The organism is Shewanella canadensis (assembly GCF_003966225.1).
GTDB classification, from domain to species: domain Bacteria; phylum Pseudomonadota; class Gammaproteobacteria; order Enterobacterales; family Shewanellaceae; genus Shewanella; species Shewanella canadensis.
In genome coordinates this window covers 434,518-450,708 of the sequence record NZ_RXNU01000004.1, presented here as the reverse complement: position 1 = coordinate 450,708, position 16,191 = coordinate 434,518, and the positions used below count along the sequence as shown (strand labels likewise).

Sequence of the window (16,191 nt, the reverse complement as noted above, 5' to 3'; positions counted from 1 at the left end):
GCCAAATCCGACGTTGACGACCTTGCCTCAGTGGATCAAATGATGATTAAAGCCTTTGTAGAAGATAGACACGTGCAAGCTTGCCCCGGTGGATCAAATGATGATTAAAGCCTTTGTAGAAGATAGATACTTGCAAGCTTGCCCCGGTGGATCAAATGATGATTAAAGCCTTAGTAGAAGATAGATACTTGCAAGCTTGCCCCGGTGGATCAAATGATGATTAAAGCCTTTGTAGAAGATAGACACGTGCAAGCTTGCCCCGGTGGATCAAATGATGATTAAAGCCTTTGTAGAAAATGGACGTCTTGCAAGCTTAGTGATTGCGCTACTCATTGTCGCCGGTTTTGGCGCAATATCCAGCCTGCCGAGAATGGAAGACCCGGATATCACCAACCGATTCTCATCGGTGATCACTCATTATCCGGGCGCATCCGCCGAACGTGTCGAAGCCTTAGTGACCGAGGTATTGGAAAACCAACTGAGGCGGCTCGAAGAGCTAAAACTAGTGCAATCGACCTCTCGCCCCGGAATATCGGTGATACAACTCGAGTTAAAAGACAGTGTCATCGATACCGCCCCCGTTTGGTCGAGAGCGAGGGATCTCGTTGCCGACTCAAAACCTTTGTTACCACTACCGGCTCAAAATGCCATATTGGACGATCAGGTCGGTTATGCTAATACCGCCATTCTAGGATTGGTGTGGAAAGGGGGCGGTGAAGCTCGCACCGATATGCTTAACCGCTACGCAAAGGAGCTGCAGAGCAGATTAAGGCTGCTTAGCGGCACCAATTTCGTGAAACTCTATGGTGCCCCTACCGAAGAAATTTTAGTCCAGTTAGATGGAGACAAAGTTAACCGCCTGAAGCTATCTCCGGCCGCAGTGGCACAAATTCTTGGCAATGCCGACACTAAAGTCTCTGCCGGCGAAATCAATAACAATAGTTTCAGAGCCTTAATCGAAGTCTCCGGCGAGTTAGACTCGGTATCCAGAATTCGTCAAGTCCCGCTTAAAATTGATGAACAGGGACAGATCATCCGCTTAGGGGATATCGCCACCATCTCACGGCAAGCCAAAACCCCGGCAAGTACCATTGCCCTAATCGAGCAAGATCAAGGCGTGATGGTTGCGGCCCGCATGCTCAATAACACGCGCGTCGATCTCTGGTTAGCTAAGGTCAGAGATGAGGTTGAGGCACTGCAAACAAGTATCCCGGCCAACATCGAAATTCAATGGCTGTTCGACCAGGAAAGTTATACCAGCGAGCGTCTGGGCGATCTTGTGGGTAGCTTACTCTTAGGTTTCATCATCATATTAGTTGTCTTGATGCTGACTCTGGGGTTACGTAATGCGGTAATCGTCTCCCTTTCTCTGCCTCTCACGGCCCTCTTTACCCTCGCCTGCATGAAATATATCGGTCTGCCAATTCATCAAATGTCAGTCACAGGGTTAGTGGTGGCGCTCGGTATCATGGTCGATAATGCGATTGTTATCGTCGATGCCATTTCACAGCGCAGACAACAGGGGATGACGAGACTCGATGCGGTGAGTAAGACGCTGCATCACCTCTGGTTACCGTTAGCGGGATCCACCATCACCACCATGCTCGCCTTCGCGCCTATCGTATTGATGCCGGGGGCGGCCGGTGAGTTTGTCGGGGGAATAGCTATCTCTGTGATGTTCGCATTGGTGGGGTCATACCTTATTTCACACACCTTGATTGCCGGTCTTGCCGGGCGCTTTGGTGTAGAAGGTGAACAGCAAAAATGGTATCAGGCGGGTATTCGCCTCCCCTTAGTAAGCAAACTGTTTAAATTAAGCTTAAGAACCGCACTGAAACGTCCGCTGTTATCCGGTCTCATCATCGGTATCTTCCCCATCTTAGGTTTTATCGCTGCGGGTCAGATGACAGAGCAGTTCTTTCCGCCATCGGATCGCGACATGTTCCAGATAGAGGTGTACCTCTCCCCCCATGCAAGTATAGAAAGCACACGAAGCCGCGTTGAAGAGATTGATAAACAGCTACGAAAAACAGAGGGTGTCGACCGTATCGATTGGATCGTAGGTGGTAATACCCCCTCTTTTTATTACAACCTGTTACAGCGACAGCAAGGCGCCAGTAACTATGCCCAGGCCATGGTTAAGGTTACCGACTTTGATACCGCAAACCGTTTAATTCCACGGCTTCAACGGAGCCTGGACCTCGCTTTTCCCGATGCACAGATATTGGTGAGAAAATTAGAACAGGGTCCCCCTTTCAATGCGCCTGTTGAGTTGAGAGTATTTGGCCCGAATTTAGACCAGCTCAGGCTCATCGGAGATGAAGTCAGACGAATTTTATCCAATACCGCCGATGTTATTCATACCCGAGCGACCTTAAGTGCCGGTGCGCCTAAGGTGTGGTTCCAAATCAATGAAGATGCCAGCTTAATGAGTGGGCTCAATTTGACTGAGATAGCCAATCAGATCCAGATGGCCACCACAGGAATTAAAGGGGGGAGTATTCTGGAGCAGACTGAATCTCTGCCAGTCAGGGTCAGATTGCAAGACAGCACACGAGAACAGCAGACAAAACTGTCGGAAATTAATTTAGTCTCGGCTTCGGGCTCTGAGATCCCCCTTTCGGCCCTATCCACTAACCGAATCGAAGTCAGCCGCGGCGCGATCCCCCGCAGAGATGGTCACAGAGTCAATACCATCGAAGCTTACTTAGTCAGCGGAGTCCTGCCTCAACAGGTGCTCGACGATGCTAAAGTTAACATAGATAAACTGGTACTTCCTGCCGGTTATCATATTGAGGTGGGGGGCGAAAGCGCGAAGCGAAACGAAGCCGTGGGCAACCTGCTTTCAAATGTAGTATTAGTCGTGACCTTACTGCTGGCTACCGTGGTGCTCTCCTTTAACTCCTTTAGATTAACGGCCATTATTCTCTTCAGTGCACTGCAATCAGCGGGGCTTGGTCTGCTGGCGGTATATACCTTTGGCTATCCGTTTGGTTTCACCGTGATCATCGGTCTGCTCGGGCTTATGGGTCTGGCCATCAATGCGGCGATTGTTATCCTGGCAGAACTCGAAGAGCTACCCGATGCGAGATCAGGCAAGATAGAATCAATTGTCAGCGTCGTCTCCGGCTGTGGAAGACATATTGGTTCCACGACTATCACGACGATTGGGGGCTTCTTGCCCCTTATCATTGCCGGCGGTGGCTTCTGGCCACCCTTTGCCATCGCGATTGCGGGCGGGACACTACTGACGACATTGCTCTCGCTTGTTTGGGTGCCGACTATGTATCAACTCATTATGAAACCGGCAAAGAAACTGCGGTTAACGTCGCGCCCAATGGCAACAGAAACCGAAGTAGAGGCTTAATTTCCCCCTGCGGGATGAAGCATATTCAGGTGCTTCATCCCGAATAATGCTGTACATACGTTCCAGTTGCTCCATTTTCTTTAGACGGCTCCCCTGCCCCTCCAAAAGAACCTTAGAAAAAAGTGAATTTTGTCTTAATTTTTGCCGCTTTTAGACCTATATCAAATCATTGATAGTTAATGTGATTTACATTATCGCCTTACATAATAAAAGCGGACCAAAAAATGAATTATAAAAACTGGCCAATTTCACAACAGATAGGCATATTAGCCCTAATATTAACCGTTCTCGTGTTCGGGATAACGGGGAGTATCTCTTACTTTACCGCGGCCGATGTACTCGAAGATAAAGCCGTTACCGCCATGCAGGCTCAGATGCATGGAACCTCAGATCTGATTGAGGTTCAATACAGTAGCTTATTGACACTTGCCCGTCGCAGCGCCGATGTCTTGCGCGCCATGTATCCCGGCCAGTTCAGAAAACCCAACAAAACAGTCAAAGTATTAAGCAAGATAACCCCCGCTCTCGCCCATGAAAAAGAGCAGATCAATGCCTCGAAGAGTAAGGTCGATCGCTTCTCAAATCTTACCGGTGGTACGGCAACCGTGTTTGTGCGCGATGGCGACGACTTCCTGCGTATCTCAACATCGTTGAAGAAAGCCGATGGTAAACGAGCACTGGGCACTTATCTGGGCAAGAATCACCCGGGTTATGCCGCATTAATCAGTGGCCAAGCTTACGAAGGTTATGCCAAATTGTTTGGCAAAGATTACATGACGGTATATCGACCCATAACCAATGTTCAGGGTGAAGTTATCGGTATCCTCTATATCGGATTCGATATTACAGAGTCGTTAACCCAGCTCCAGCAGGCGATGAATAAACTCAAGATTGAAGAGTCGGGTTATTTCATGATCATGCGCAGGAGCAACCAATCTGTCGTTGCCCATCCCAGTGTTAATTCGGGAGAGAAAATGACTCAGCAGATGCTCGGTGGTCTGACGATTGAGCAAGCATTGACCGATAATGGCTCTTGGGAGTACATCAACAATAATAACGAACCTATGTACGCCTATAGTGTGAACATTCCCGGCTGGGATTGGGCACTGGTTGGCTTCGCTAAGGTTAGCGAGCTTAATGAGGAGAGCCTGAAATTACTCAGTATCAATGTCTCTGTGGCCGCAGTAGGGATTATCTTAATCACCTTAATGCTATTCATTGTACTAATGAAAACACTTCATCCATTGAAAGTGCTTCAACAGCAGCTGGACCAGCTTGGAAGAGGAAATCTTTCACAAAGCTTCAACAGACCCAATACCGACAGCAAGAATGAAGTCGATATGATCACTATCAGTACCTCTCAGATGGCCGATAGTTTAAGGCAATTGATTATGGCCCTGCAGCAGTCGGTGGGAACCCTAGAGACCCAAGCCGCTGAAGCCCAGCAAACGGCAAGACTTAATGGCGAGGAAGCGCAGTCATTAATGGCGCAGACGGACCAGATCGCCACGGCAATCGAAGAGATGTCGACCTCCATTCGTGATGTTGCCAGCCATGCCAGTGAAGGAGCAAACAAGAGCCAGCAGGTTGATACCGCCTCACGTCAAGGCCATGACCAATTGACTCAAGTTGTTAATGGCTTAGCAGAGCTCAGTCATCAACTCAACAACAGTCATATCAGCGTCGAGAATGTGACGAAAGAGAGTGAAGCGATCAGTCAGGTCACGGAAGTGATCAATGGGATAGCCGAGCAGACAAACCTGCTTGCCCTGAACGCGGCAATCGAAGCGGCGCGAGCGGGTGAACAGGGGCGTGGATTTGCCGTCGTCGCCGATGAGGTCAGAACACTGGCACAGCGAACCCAAACATCGATTCATGAGATTGGCCTGACCATCACTCAACTTCAATCCCAGGTCAAGACCACTGCGGAGCAGATGGGACAGAGCCATCAATTGGGTATCGCATCCGCCACTCAAGGGGAAGAAGCTGGTATTCAACTAAACCAAATCACCGAGAGTATCGGTGAACTGGCCATCTCATCGAGCAGTATCGCCAGTGCAACGGAGCAGCAAAGCGCCGTAGCCGATGAGATAACCCGCAACCTGCACCTGATAACAGAGCTGGCACGTGAAGGTGAGCAGAGAGCCGGTGAAAACGTCGATGCCGCGCAGGGGTTATCGGATCTGGCCGTAGAGATAAAAGAGAAAATTAGCGTATTTAAAGCTTAAAAATCGATATCTAAATAATATTAAGAAGGCCTGAATGCGTTAAACATTCAGGCCCTCAAACATACAAATTCTCATCCCCTTCCCATAAAGCATGAAAGAACGTGGATTCTGAAACTAGTTCAGAATGACGGCTCAAACCTAGAACCCCGAACCTCGAACATTCAAGCTGGCTCCTGAAACAAGCAACGAGCTTCGCGGCTAAAGCCGCTCCTACAATTAATGCGCAGCCATGTAGGACTGGCTTTAGCCGGGAATAATGAAGAATGGTCTCTGAAATAATCAACAAAGCTACGGGCTTATAGATGGAGCCGGCAACGAGCTTCGCGGCTCAAGCCGCTCCTACAATTAATGCGCAACCATGTAGGACCGGCTTTAGCCGGGAATAATGAAGAATGATCTCTGAAATAATCCATAAGGCTACGAGCTTATAGATGAAGCTGGCAACAAGCTTCGCGGCTAAAGCCGCTCCTACACAAAAGAGGCACAAAAAAGCCCCGCAAGGTTAATACCATTGCGGGGCTATTCAGCTAAAACTAAATCACACTATCATTAGTCTTGCTTATCTGCTTCTCTGTCCATATTTTCAGTATTCTCAAGCCATAACGCATTGATAATACCGAAAGAACAAGCCAGCAAAATACCTAAAATCCAAGCAAAGTACCACATGATGTTGGCTCCTAATCAGTAAAGTGATGTCTTGTTATTCTCGATAAAGCTACGAGACAGGCGACCAAACATCTTCAAATAAGTGTACACAGTGTAGCTAAGTACAATGGGTACGAAGATGATTGCGGCCCAGGTCATAACAGTTAACGAAACTTCACTTGCAGTCGCATCCCACATAGTCAAACTTACGTTTGGCTCGAGTGAAGATGGCATAACAAATGGGAACATAGCCGCGCCACAAGTTAAGATCACGGCGGCAATCGCCAGTGAACTGAAAAAGAAGGCAAAACCACTACGGTTTAGACGACTCGACAGCAGCACTAAGATAGGCATAGCTAGTCCAAGTACCGGGAACAGCATAGTAATAGGATACTTATCGTAGTTAGCCAACCATGCACCCGCTTCGACGGCAACGGTCTTAAGCGTTGGATCTGAGATGCCATAAGTATCTATCGTTGATGTGATCACATAACCATCGATACCATTAACCAGCCAAACACCTGCAACTCCAAAGAAGACAAATAACAAGGCTGATAAGACTTGAGCGGCCTTAGCGGCACGAACTCTCAACTCACCTTCTGTCTTCATCTGTAACCAGGTCGCACCTTGCATCATAAACATGCTGACGCACACCAGGCCTGCCAGTAGTCCAAACGGGTTCAGTAGACCGAAGAAGCCACCGTGGTAGGTTGCACGCAGGTATTCGTCGAAATTAAACGGCACACCTTGCAATAAGTTACCAAAAGCAACACCAATGATCAGCGGAGGAACGAAGCCACCGATAAACAGCGCCCAATCCCAAGACTTACGCCATCTTGGATCTTCAATTTTCGAACGGTAATCGAAGCCTACAGGACGAAGGAATAATGCAAACAAGACCAACATCATAGCGACATAGAATCCTGAAAACGATACACCGTAAACCATAGGCCAGGCAGCAAACAATGCGCCACCAGCGGTAATTAACCAAACCTGGTTACCATCCCAATGGGGAGCTATCGAGTTGATCATGATACGGCGTTCGGTGTCATCTTTACCTATGATAGGCAAAAGTGCTCCAACTCCCATATCGAAACCATCAGTTACAGCAAATCCAATGAATAGCACACCAATCAGTGCCCACCAGATCAATCTTAACATTTCATAATCAAACATAATCAGATCTCCTGCTTAGGCATCAAGCTTTTCAAAGTGATATCTACCAGTCTTAAGACAACTTGGACCTTGGCGAGCAAACTTAATCATCAAGTAAGCTTCAATCACAAGTAAAACTGTGTAGAACAAGGTGATAGAGATAATACTGAACCAAAGATCACCCACAGATAAACTAGATGCAGACATAAAGGTCGGCAGGACTTCTGAAATAGTCCATGGCTGACGACCGTATTCGGCGACAAACCAACCACACTCGATGGCAATCCAAGGAAGAGGTAAGCTAAATAACGCCGCTTTCAATACCCAAGGTTTCTCATCGATTTGGTGACGCGTACTCTGCCAAAATGCGGCTGCGAATACTAATAGCATCACCATACCTGCACCTACCATGACTCTGAATGTCCAGAACATAGGGGCAACGCTAGGTATCGAATCTTTTGCTGCTGCAACAATCTGCTCTTCAGTCGCATCGACAACCTTATCGGTGTAACGCTTCAACAACAGACCGTAACCCAAATCTACTTTTGCTTCATCGAAAGCAGCACGTAGCTCAGGCGTTTCATTACCCGTACGCAACTCTGTCAACATGGCATAAGCCTTCATGCCATTACGAATACGCACTTCGTGCTCTTCGATAAGGTCGTGAATCCCCGTAACCTCCTCATCGAGAGAGCGAGTCGCAATAATACCCATAGCGTATGGGATCTTAATCGCGAAATCTGTTTCCATCGTCTCTTGATTTGGGAAACCTACCGCAGTGAAGGCTGCAGGAGCGGGTTCCGTGTGCCATTCAGCTTCAATTGCAGCTAATTTAACACGCTGAGCCTCACCCACCTTATAGCCTGACTCATCCCCAAGGACGATAACAGAGAGAATCGATGCCATACCAAAGCTTGCTGCAATCGCGAACGAGCGACGTGCAAACGGTAGATCACGTTTCTTAATGATATAATATGAGCTAATCGCAAGCACGAACATTGCACCGGCAACATAACCCGACGCCACGGTATGAACGAATTTCACCTGAGCAACTGGGTTAAATAACACCTCTCCCCAACTGGTCATCTCCATGCGCATGGTTTCGTAGTTGAATACGCTGCCGACCGGGTTTTGCATCCAACCGTTAGCAACCAAGATCCACAGCGCAGACATATTAGAGCCTAACGCGACTAACCAGGTAACCGCCAGATGCTGACGCTTACTGAACCTGTCCCAACCGAAGAAGAACATGCCCACTAAGGTCGACTCGAGGAAAAAGGCCATTAAGCCTTCAATGGCTAGCGGTGCGCCAAAAATATCCCCAACATAATGCGAATAATATGACCAGTTAGTACCAAACTGGAACTCCATGGCAAGGCCTGTGGCCACACCGAGAGCAAAGTTAATACCGAACAACTTACCCCAAAACTTAGTCATATCTTTATAGATCTGCTTATCCGTCATCACATAAAGTGATTCCATGATAGCCAGCAAGAAAGCTAAGCCCAAAGTTAAGGGAACAAACAAGAAGTGATACATAGCAGTCATCGCAAACTGAAAGCGCGACAGCTCAACAACCTCTTCTAAAATCATTAGTGACTCCTTAGGTGGTGCATCCATCTATCATAATGAGATCCCCATCGATCATGATAAATGCCTATTTAGGATATTTTGTTTTAATCACATTTATACGCAATCAAGCAACATAAATGGCTAAACATCATTTTTTTATTAATTCGCCGAGTTATTAGACAAACACTCAAAACTCAGCACGTTTTTGCGACAAGCCTCACACTATTTATTTTATTTGTGATAAAAATACAAATAAAACATCTAAAAAGTGAGCTAAATATTATTTATCAAAAACTTAACTCAAACACATGCCCTTTCCAGCCCCTATTTTATACCATTCAAAATTGATTCAAATCAATCAAACACTCCGGCCAAAGCGCGTTTTGTGGGTAAGGACACAGTTCCACCCATCGCGACGTTGACCACCAACAACATACATGCTAGGAGCCCGTGTTGCATCGAGTTTATTACCCATTTAGACCAACTCAACCATTATTCGTAAAAAAAGCAAAAAAACAAAAGAAAACACAAAACAAAAGATGAGTTATATTAACCCTTAACAAGTTGAGATCAATTAGCAAAATAAAGCAAGCCTCTGTAAATAAACAATATAAAACCACAAGGCGGACATATAAAGACAGATACAGATGATTACAGATTAGTTTTAGTAATCCGTAAATCAAATTTTTCTCGTTTGTTCAGATAATCATTACCGCTTATTATACGTCCTGTGTTGAGGAGGCAGCTTGTTAACCCGGTGAAGTAGCCCGGCAAGGCCTAACTCCGCTCACATCAATCTAATTACTGTGTGGAGATACCGATATGAAAAACTTATTTGATCGTCTAGTTTGCAACTACCAGCGTGTTTTTGTTGAACTTTATACTGCAAGAGAGCTGTAAACCGGCTTTATTGCTACCCAACTGTTCTTGAAGTTTTGTTAGCGCAAAACAGCCACCTGGCTCCTAAAGCCAGGTGGCTTTTTCATTTCAGGCCCCTCGCACTCTTCCCTACCAGCAAATCAACCACTGATGAAGAACACATCTCTCTCTTTAAAACTTCTTCGAATGCCCAGTTTGTTCTTATTGAGCCCCATAGCGTACCGAATGACTTATTTACCTCACTTTAGAACACCCTTGTTTTCTAATGTTAATGTAACCACTTATTTATTAGTCCTTTTTTCATCTGGAAAATTTCAAAAAAAAAGAGCTTCGAAATTTTCGAAGCTCTTTTTAATGATTTAGGCATAAGTAAACGTTAAATTAGTCTAACTTAACTCTTACTTTCTGTAACATTACGACCCATGGTCAATATTCCCTCAGAAAGCCTAAATAAAGGTGCCATTGGCAGATAGCGCTTAACCGGTTAACGTATTAGCCTACGTTAACACGAACGTTTCTGAACATTCTCATCCAAGGGCTATCTTCGCCCCACTCATCAGGGTGCCATGAATTAGCCACGGTTCTGAACACACGTTCAGGATGCGGCATCATAATCGTCACTCGTCCATCGGTTGAACTTAATGCGGTGATAGCATTAGGCGAACCGTTTGGATTTTGTGGGTACTGAGTCGCAATCTGGCCGTTACCATCAACATAACGCAGTGCAATGGTGCCTGACGCTTCAGCAGCGGCTAACGCCTCAGGTGATGCAAATTCGGCACGCCCTTCGCCATGTGAAACAGCGATAGGCATACGCGAACCCTCCATACCTTCAAAGAACAAAGATGGACTCTTCTGCACTTCAACCAGACTAAAGCGGGCTTCGAAGCGCTCCGAACGGTTACGCACGAAATGTGGCCAAAGCTCTGTGCCCGGGATGATCTCTTTTAGATTAGACAACATCTGGCAGCCATTACACACACCAAGAGAGAAGCTATCACTGCGCTCGAAGAAACCACTGAACTGCTCACGAGCACGCTCGTTGAACAGAATAGACTTAGCCCAACCTTCACCCGCTCCCAATACGTCACCGTAAGAGAAACCGCCACAAGCCACTAGCCCCTGAAACTCTTTCAGGCTAATACGACCGCTTAAGATATCACTCATGTGAACGTCACGAGATTCAAAACCAGCGCGATCAAATGCCGCTGCCATCTCAATATGTGAGTTTACGCCTTGCTCACGCAAGACAGCCATCTTAGGTGCAGCACCTTTTAAGATAAATGGTGCTGCAACATCATCACTCGGGTTGAATTTAAGATCGACGGTTAAACCTGGCTCGTTTGCGTCTTGCTTGAGCGAAAATTCTTCATCGGCGCATTCAGGGTTATCCCTCAACGACTGCATGCGATGGGTGGTTTCAGCCCAAATAGTACGTAGCGAAGTGCGGGACTCGCTTAATACGTCACGCTCACCGTCACGAATAGTAATCATATCCGTGGATGTAAGCTCTGCGACCTTATGGCACGGCACTCCCACTGCGGCAAATTTAGCAATGATTGCATCAACGTTTTCACGGCTAACTTGGATAACACCGCCAAGCTCTTCATTAAACAGACGCTCGACATCGTTACCGGCCAGTGCGCTGATATCGACATTAAGTCCTGTATGACCCGCAAATGCCATCTCTACCAATGTGGTATAAAGGCCGCCGTCACTTCTATCGTGATAGGCAATAATTGACTGGTCAGCAACCAGTGGCTGGATGACTTCGAAGAAACCTTTCAGCGTAGAAGCATTATCAAGATCTGGCGCAATATCACCCAGCTCACTGTAAACCTGCGCTAAGCAAGAGCCCCCAAGACGGTTTTGCCCAAGGCCTAAATCAAGGAGTAGCAGATCTGTCTCACCTTTATCGCTACGAAGCTCTGGAGTCACAGTGTTACGAATATCCTGGACCACACCAAATGCGGTGATAACCAGCGACATAGGAGAAGTTACGGTCTTTTGCTCACCGTTATCTTCCCATGCCGTCTTCATCGACATCGAGTCTTTACCCACTGGAATCGTCAATGACAACTCAGGGCATAGCTCTTCACCGATGGCTTTTACTGCTTCATAAAGACCGGCATCTTCACCAGGGTGACCCGCAGGTGACATCCAGTTAGCTGACAACTTGATACGCTTGAACGAACCGATGTCGGTACCGGCGATGTTCATAATTGACTCGGCTACCGCCATACGCGCAGAGGCACCGAAGTCCAGTAGCGCAAGCGGTGTACGCTCACCTATGGACATAGCTTCACCTACGTACGAATCATAACTTGACGCAGTAACCGCACAATCGGCAACTGGCACCTGCCAAGGGCCGACCATCTGATCGCGATTAACCAGACCCGTTACCGTTCTGTCACCGATAGTGATAAGGAATGTTTTCTCGGCAACCGTCGGTAGACGCAAGATACGATGCGCCGCTTCTTGCACTTCGATCACACTTTGATCCAATGCCGCCGAAGTGGCCTTAGCACTGACAACATCGCGGCTCATCTTAGGCGCTTTACCTAATAAGACCTCTAGAGGCAGATCAATAGGATGATTTTCGAAGTGCTCATCACTAAGAAGCAGCTCTTTCTCTTCAGTTGCTACACCGACAACCGCAAACGGGGCGCGTTCACGTTCACAGATTGCGGTAAATGTAGCTAAGTTTTCAGGCGCTACTGACATCACATAACGTTCTTGTGATTCGTTACACCAGATCTCGAGTGGGCTCATACCGGGTTCATCGGACGGCACATTTCTTAATTCAAACTTGCCGCCACGCTCACCATCATTAACGAGTTCAGGAAAAGCATTAGATAGCCCGCCCGCACCGACATCATGAATAAACTGGATTGGGTTTTCATCACCCATCTGCCAACAACGATCGATCACTTCCTGGCAGCGACGCTCCATCTCGGGGTTCTCACGCTGAACGGAAGCAAAATCTAAGTCTTCACTGGACTCACCCGATGTCATCGAAGAAGCAGCACCGCCGCCCAGACCGATGTTCATCGCAGGACCACCCAGTACGATTAGCTTAGCGCCAACAGTGATCTCGCCTTTTTGCACATGCTCTTCGCGAATATTACCTAAACCACCGGCAAGCATAATTGGCTTGTGATAACCGCGGACTTCGACACCGTTGTGGCTGCTGACTTCCTGCTCGTAGGTACGGAAATACCCGACCAGCGCAGGACGGCCAAATTCGTTGTTAAACGCCGCACCGCCGAGTGGGCCTTCAGTCATGATGTCTAATGCCGTAACGATGCGGTCAGGCTTACCGTAATCGGCTTCCCAAGGCTGTACAAATCCCGGGATCTTAAGGTTTGAAACGCTAAAGCCGGTCAAGCCAGCTTTTGGCTTAGAGCCACGACCGGTTGCGCCCTCATCTCGAATTTCGCCACCCGAACCTGTTGCCGCACCTGGATATGGGCTGATCGCGGTTGGATGGTTGTGAGTCTCAACCTTCATCAAGATATGCATGGGTTCGCTGTGGTAATCGTACACACCATCTTGTTTCGGGAAAAATCGACCTGCAGTTGAGCCAGTCATTACCGCGGCGTTATCTTTATAAGCCGACAATACGTTTTCAGGTGTAGTTTCGAAGGTGTTCTTAATCATCTTGAACAATGATTTTGGCTGCACCTCACCATCGATTGTCCAATCGGCGTTGAAAATTTTATGACGACAATGCTCTGAGTTCGCCTGAGCAAACATCATCAACTCGACATCGTTGGGGTTACGGCCTAAACGATTAAAGTTTTCGATTAGATAATCAATCTCATCGGTCGCCAGTGCAAGACCGAGTTCAGTATTTGCCAACTCCAGTGCACGGCGACCTTCGCCTAAGATATTAACGCTTTTTACTTCACCGGGCTCGGTGCGGGCAAACAGCACCTCAGCCTTATCGAAACTGCTCAAAATCACTTCGACCATACGATCATGCACGAGTGAATTTAACGTCTTTTGTTGCTCACAGTTAAGCGCTGCAGATTCGACATAATAAGCAACACCACGCTCTAAACGCTTTACCTTGTTCAGGCCACAGTTGTGTGCAATATCGGTAGCCTTGGATGACCAAGGTGAGATAGTGCCCGGGCGTGGGGTAACAAAATGAAGTGAACCTTGTGGTGCGTGCGCTTCGATAGCAGGACCATAAGTTAGGAGTTTCTCGAGTTGCTGGGTCTCACTTTCATCTAATGACTCAGACAAATCGACTAAATGAATATACTCAGCATAAATTCCACTGATTGGAAGCGATGCAAGGTCGCAAGCTTCCATCAATTTTTGAACTCTAAACGCTGATAAAGCAGGGGCTCCGCGGATGATCTCCATCACGTCATTTCACCTTATAGATTTATATTATAATTGCAGGGTCAGATCTGGCGCTATTATAGGGAAATGTGAATGACAAAGCATCCGTAGTCGCTATCGAAAACAGTGTTTCCTGTTAATCAAAAAAGGTCTCGCTATAAATTTTGAGCTTAATACCTACAATCCAATAAAATCGACCATAATTAGTAAAGAACGTTTCACAAGGTATCGCCCTAAATCACTCAAACACCGCAAAAAATAGAGTGTTTATTCACTTGGCACTGATTATGATATAATCGCTGGCTTGCTCGATAAAAAATCACTGAATAAATAAACAGGTCCGTAGAGTTCGCTATGAAAAAACTTTTGTTTGTCTTGCTCACTATAACCTTGCTGGCGTCTTGCCAGAAGGTGGGTGTGGAGCAAACAAAGGTGATACCCAAACCAATAAAGAAAACCACGCTTAATGTTGGAACCCTCTATGGTGCACAAATATTTGTGACCACAGGGCAAGGTGAGGCCGGATTCGACTTTGAGATGGCGAGTCGATTTGCAGAATATCTTAAATTAGAACTTAAGATGAAACCTTACTCCAATATCAGCGAGCTTTATAAAGCACTCGAGAGTGGTGAAGTCGATCTGCTTGCAGCAGGGCTTGCCGATACCCCGTCACGCCGGGAGAAGTTCCGCTTAGGCCCACCTCTGTATCGGGTTAATCAAGTCTTGGTCTATAAGCAAGGAACCCCGATACCTAAAGATGTCTCGACGCTGGAAGATAACATTACCGTTATCACCGACTCCTCTTTTGTTGAAACCCTATCTCAACTGCAAAAACTCTATCCTGAACTGGTGTGGGAGCAGGAGAAAGAGAAAGACAGCGAAGAGCTAATGGCCATGATTGCCAGAGGCGAAATCACCTATACCATCGCCGACTCGAGCACCTTTGAGATCAACAGGCGCTACCTGCCAGAGTTAAGGGCCGGTCCCATTCTTAAAGAGAAACAGGCGATAGTCTGGCTATTGCCACCGAAAAACAGCGATCAACTCATGAGTGATCTGCTCACATTCTGGCACTATGAGAAACGCTCGGGAACCCTGGCACACCTCAATGAAAAGTATTTCGCCCATGTCAAACGCTTCGATTATGTCGATACCCGTGCATTTCTCCGCGCTATCGATAACAAGCTACCGAAATATAAAGAAACGTTTCAACAGTATGCCAATGGTATCGACTGGCGAAAGCTTGCCGCCACCGCTTATCAGGAATCTCACTGGAATCCCAATGCCCGCTCTCCAACCGGAGTCAGAGGGTTAATGATGCTGACGCTTCCGACGGCAAAACAGGTTGGCATAAAAAATCGACTCGACCCGATACAGAGTATCAAGGGAGGCGCAAAGTACCTCAATGATATTCTTAACAGGTTACCCGACTCTATCCCTGAAAATCAGCGAATGTGGTTTGCTTTAGCCTCCTACAATATCGGCTATGGACACGTGGAAGACGCACGTAAACTGGCACAATCGATGGGACTGAATCCCAGCGCCTGGCGAGATCTGAAAGAGGTCCTCCCCCTGCTTCACAAGCGTAAATACTATCAACGTACCCGATACGGCTATGCCCGTGGTAATGAGGCCGTTCACTATGTCGACAGTATCAGGCGCTATTATGATACGTTAGTCTGGGTAGACAACCAGAACCAACTCTTGATAGATGAAAAAGCATCGGCCGAAGAGTCTCAGCTCGCTGAGAAAATCGGAGGCAAACAAGAGAACCTATCGGGTGCCCAGCCCCAATAATTAATAACAATAAATAACAAGGATGATTGTCATGAAAAGAAAACTGATACATAAGGTGTCATCGAGACGCAGAACACAACTCAAATCGAGACACCTTCGCACGATGAACAGACAGAAGCAGTTCTTCGTCTTTATCCAGCCATCTAACTAATACCAATCGGTATACGCTTAAACGTAAAAAACAAAGCATGCTGG

At 47.0% G+C, this 16,191-nt stretch carries 7 protein-coding genes; 3 read left to right on the top strand and 4 right to left on the bottom strand.

All coding sequences use genetic code 11. The features are described 5' to 3' along the window. The first annotated feature begins 274 nt into the window (after positions 1–274). Positions 275–3,367 carry an efflux RND transporter permease subunit gene (locus EKG38_RS10320; protein ID WP_126520247.1) on the top strand — a complete coding sequence of 1,031 codons (3,093 nt, stop codon included), beginning with the start codon at positions 275–277 and terminating at the stop codon, positions 3,365–3,367. A 224-nt stretch (positions 3,368–3,591) separates the two neighbouring features. Then, positions 3,592–5,595 carry a methyl-accepting chemotaxis protein gene (locus EKG38_RS10315; RefSeq protein WP_126520166.1) on the top strand — a complete coding sequence of 668 codons (2,004 nt, stop codon included), beginning with the start codon at positions 3,592–3,594 and terminating at the stop codon, positions 5,593–5,595. A gap of 549 nt (positions 5,596–6,144) precedes the next feature. Here EKG38_RS10315 and cydX read toward each other — a convergent pair. The 4 genes from cydX to purL form a co-directional block, all read right to left on the bottom strand. Continuing rightward, positions 6,145–6,261: a cytochrome bd-I oxidase subunit CydX gene (gene cydX, locus EKG38_RS10310; RefSeq protein ID WP_126520165.1), complete on the bottom strand. Its 117-nt coding sequence runs from the start codon at positions 6,259–6,261 to the stop codon at positions 6,145–6,147. A 15-nt stretch (positions 6,262–6,276) separates the two neighbouring features. After that, positions 6,277–7,416, bottom strand: a complete 1,140-nt coding sequence (gene cydB / locus EKG38_RS10305) for a cytochrome d ubiquinol oxidase subunit II (RefSeq protein WP_126520164.1) — start codon at positions 7,414–7,416, stop codon at positions 6,277–6,279. A 15-nt stretch (positions 7,417–7,431) separates the two neighbouring features. Then, positions 7,432–8,988 (bottom strand): cytochrome ubiquinol oxidase subunit I, encoded by a 1,557-nt coding sequence (locus EKG38_RS10300; RefSeq protein WP_126520163.1) that lies wholly within the window; start codon positions 8,986–8,988, stop codon positions 7,432–7,434. 1,350 nt (positions 8,989–10,338) lie between these two features. Then, positions 10,339–14,220 carry a phosphoribosylformylglycinamidine synthase gene (gene purL, locus EKG38_RS10295; RefSeq protein ID WP_126520246.1) on the bottom strand — a complete coding sequence of 1,294 codons (3,882 nt, stop codon included), beginning with the start codon at positions 14,218–14,220 and terminating at the stop codon, positions 10,339–10,341. A gap of 333 nt (positions 14,221–14,553) precedes the next feature. On the opposite strand from purL, the gene mltF reads away from it, so the two are divergent. Beyond that, positions 14,554–15,996 (top strand): membrane-bound lytic murein transglycosylase MltF, encoded by a 1,443-nt coding sequence (gene mltF, locus EKG38_RS10290; protein ID WP_126520162.1) that lies wholly within the window; start codon positions 14,554–14,556, stop codon positions 15,994–15,996. Positions 15,997–16,191: the final 195 nt, after the last annotated feature.

Coding starts and splice junctions, on each gene's coding strand:
- purL (WP_126520246.1), bottom strand. CDS start 14,220: ATGGAGATCATCCGCGGAGCCCCTGCTTTATCAGCGTTTAGAGTTCAA.
- EKG38_RS10315 (WP_126520166.1), top strand. CDS start 3,592: ATGAATTATAAAAACTGGCCAATTTCACAACAGATAGGCATATTAGCC.
- cydB (WP_126520164.1), bottom strand. CDS start 7,416: ATGTTTGATTATGAAATGTTAAGATTGATCTGGTGGGCACTGATTGGT.
- mltF (WP_126520162.1), top strand. CDS start 14,554: ATGAAAAAACTTTTGTTTGTCTTGCTCACTATAACCTTGCTGGCGTCT.
- cydX (WP_126520165.1), bottom strand. CDS start 6,261: ATGTGGTACTTTGCTTGGATTTTAGGTATTTTGCTGGCTTGTTCTTTC.
- EKG38_RS10300 (WP_126520163.1), bottom strand. CDS start 8,988: ATGATTTTAGAAGAGGTTGTTGAGCTGTCGCGCTTTCAGTTTGCGATG.
- EKG38_RS10320 (WP_126520247.1), top strand. CDS start 275: ATGATTAAAGCCTTTGTAGAAAATGGACGTCTTGCAAGCTTAGTGATT.